General features: G+C 70.6%; 4 protein-coding genes. 3 read left to right on the forward strand and 1 reads right to left on the reverse strand.

The annotated features are described in order from the left end of the window. On the reverse strand, nt 1–618 hold a 618-nt coding region (locus tag D588_RS0112850), incomplete at its 3' end, for an enoyl-CoA hydratase-related protein (RefSeq protein WP_017912188.1). A gap of 124 nt (nt 619–742) precedes the next feature. Here D588_RS0112850 and D588_RS0112855 point away from each other — a divergent pair. From D588_RS0112855 to D588_RS0112865, 3 genes are all read left to right on the forward strand, one after another. Beyond that, a complete protein-coding gene (locus D588_RS0112855) occupies nt 743–994 on the forward strand; it encodes a FeoA family protein (protein WP_026143668.1) in 252 nt (83 codons plus the stop codon). Next, nucleotides 991–2850 (forward strand): ferrous iron transporter B, encoded by a 1860-nt coding sequence (locus tag D588_RS0112860; RefSeq protein WP_017916266.1) that lies wholly within the window; start codon nt 991–993, stop codon nt 2848–2850. Before D588_RS0112855 ends, D588_RS0112860 begins: the two co-directional genes overlap by 4 nt. 1 nt (nt 2851) lies before the next feature. Next, nucleotides 2852–3067 (forward strand): DUF6587 family protein (locus D588_RS0112865; RefSeq protein WP_017916267.1); only part of this gene is annotated, 216 nt, incomplete at its 3' end.

Here is a 3067-nt window from a genome sequence, read left to right on the forward strand (position 1 = left end):
GGCCAGCGGCCCGGCCTGGCCGAGCAGGGCGACCTGGCGTTGCACCGCCGCGTCCAGCGCCTCCGGCGCCACCGCCTGGTGGACCAGGCCGATCTGCGCCGCGGTGGCGGCGTCGAAGGTTTCCGCGCTGGCGAACCAGCGCCGCGCCTGGCGCGCGCCGATCGCCGCGATCACGTATGGCGAGATCACCGCCGGCAGCAGGCCAAGCCGGCTTTCGCTGAGCGCGAAGCGCGCATCGGTGGCGGCCACGGCGATGTCGCAACAGGCGACCAGGCCCACCGCGCCGCCGAACGCCGCACCTTGCACCCGCGCCACCGTGGGCTTGGGCAGTTCGTCCAGCAGGCGCATCAGCCGCGCCAGGGCCAGCGCGTCGTCCAGGTTCTCCTGTTCGCCGGCGCCGGCCATCGAGCGCATCCACTGCAGGTCGGCACCGGCCGAGAACGCCGCGCCGGCACCGGCCAGGACCACGACCTGGACCTGGGGGTCGGCGCCGATCTGCAGCAGGGCGTCGCTGAGCTGGGCGATCAGCGCGGCGTCGAAGGCGTTGCGGACCTCGGGTCGGTTCAACTGCAGGGTCAGGACCTTGCCGGATCGTTGCAACAACAGGGCATCGCTCATCGAACACGCTCGTACAAAGGGAAAACGGCAGCCATACGGCGATCATAGCCGGCCGTGCCGGTCCCGCCATGACGCGCCGCGGCGATGCTACAATTGATAACCATTCTTATCGACGGAACGTGCTGTGACGTTGTCCGACATGCCGTTGCGCAGCAGCGCCCTTGTGGAATCCGTGCACGACCGCCAGCCCAACGACGCCATCGCCCGACGTCTGCGCGAGCTGGGCTTCGTCGCCGGCGAGCAGGTGCAGGTGCTGACCAGCGGGCCGATCGGCGGCGAACCGCTGCTGGTGCAGGTGGGGTATACGCGCTTCGCGCTGCGGCGCAGCGAGGCGGCACGGGTGCAGGTCAGCGCGCTGGACGAGGTGCGCTCGTGAGCGCGGTGGCCGCGCCGCTGCGCCTGGCCCTGGTCGGCAACCCGAACTGCGGCAAGACCGCGCTGTTCAATCAGTTGACCGGCAGCAAGCAGAAGGTCGCCAACTACGCCGGCGTCACCGTCGAGCGCAAGGAGGGCCGCTTCCGCGCGCCGTCCGGGCGCGAGTTCGCGGTGCTGGATCTGCCCGGCGCCTACAGCCTGCAGCCGGCCAGCCTGGACGAGGCGATCACCCGCGACCTGTGCCGCGGCTTCTACCCGGGCGAACCGGCGCCGGACGTGCTGGTCTGCGTGGTCGACGCCACCAACCTGCGCCTGCACCTGCGCTTCGCGCTGGAACTGCGCGAGCTGGGCAAGCCGATGCTGGTGGCCTTGAACATGGTCGACGCGGCGCAGCGCCGCGGTATCCAGATCGACCGCCAGGCGCTGGAACAGGCGCTGGGCGTGCCGGTGATCGAGACCGTGGCGGTGCGCCGCAACGGCGCCCGCGCCCTGGTCGAGCGGCTGGACGCGCTGGCGCCGGCACTGCCGCCCGCGGTGGCGCCGAGCGAGGGGCAGGGCGACTACCACCAGCAGGTGCGCGCGATCCTGGCGGCGGCGGTGTCGATGCCAACCCGCACCTCGCGGGTGGACGACGCGCTGGACCGCTGGCTGCTGCATCCGGTGGCCGGGCTGCTGACCCTGGCGGTGGTGATGCTGCTGATCTTCCAGGCGGTGTATGCCTGGGCCACGCCGCTAATGGACCTGATCGACGGCGGCAGCAATGCGCTCGGTGCCTGGGTCCATGCGACCTTGCCGGAAGGGCCGCTCAACAGCCTGCTGGTCGACGGCATCATCGCCGGCCTCGGCAGGGTGGTGGTGTTCCTGCCGCAGATCCTGATCCTGTTCGCCTTCATCCTGGCGCTGGAGGAATCCGGCTACCTGCCGCGCGCGGCCTTCCTGCTCGACCGCATGATGGCCGCGGCCGGCCTGTCCGGGCGCTCGTTCATCCCGCTGCTGTCCAGCTTCGCCTGCGCCGTGCCGGGGATCATGTCCACGCGCAGCATCCAGGATCCGCGCGACCGCCTGGCGACCATCCTGGTGGCGCCACTGATGACCTGCTCGGCGCGGTTGCCGGTGTACGCGCTGCTGATCGGCGCGTTCATCCCGCAGAAGCAGGTGTGGGGCGTGTTCAACCAGCAGGGACTGGTGCTGTTCGGCCTGTACTTCGCCGCCATCGCCAGTGCGCTGGTGGTGTCGTGGACGATGAAGAAGTGGCGCCGCGACAAGGGCGAGCACCCGCTGCTGCTGGAGCTGCCGTCCTACCGCGTGCCGCATCTGCGCGACCTGGCGCTGGGCCTGTGGGAACGCGCGGCGATCTTCCTCAAGCGCGTCGGCGGCATCATCCTGGCGCTGACCATCCTGCTGTGGTTCCTGCTGTCCTTCCCTGCGGCGCCGGCCGACGCTACCCTGCCGCCGATCGACTACAGCTTCGCCGGCCGCATCGGCCACGCCATGACCACGGTGTTCTCGCCGCTGGGCTTCAACTGGCAGATCTGCATCGCGCTGATCCCCGGCCTGGCCGCGCGCGAGTTGGCGGTGTCGTCGCTGGCGACGGTGTACGCGCTGTCGGCGGCCGACGACGATGCCGGTGCGCAGGCGCTGTCGCCACTGATCCACGACGGCTGGTCGCTGGCCACCGCGCTGTCGTTGCTGGTCTGGTACATCTACGCACCGATGTGCCTTTCCACCCTGGCCACGATCAAGCGCGAGACCAACTCGTGGAAGCAGATGAGCTTCGCCGCGTTCTACCTGTTCGCGCTGGCGTATCTGGCCTCGCTGGTCACCTACCAGGTTGCGGTGGCGCTGGGAGCCGGCTGAGATGAGCGCCTCGCTGCTGCTGCAGTACCTGGTGATCGCGCTGGCGGTACTGGTCAGCGCCTGGGTGGTGTTGAAGAAGCAATTCCCCGGCACCGCGCGCAAGCTGCGCGGCGCGCTCGCACTACGCCTGCTCAAGCCCGGCCGGGCGGCCTGGCTGCAGGCGCTGGGGCGGCGCATCGCACCGCCGGCCAGCGCCGGTGCAGGTGCCTGTGGCGGG

It is taken from the genome of Xanthomonas sp. SHU 308 (genome assembly GCF_000364645.1).
Taxonomy (GTDB): domain Bacteria; phylum Pseudomonadota; class Gammaproteobacteria; order Xanthomonadales; family Xanthomonadaceae; genus Xanthomonas_A; species Xanthomonas_A sontii.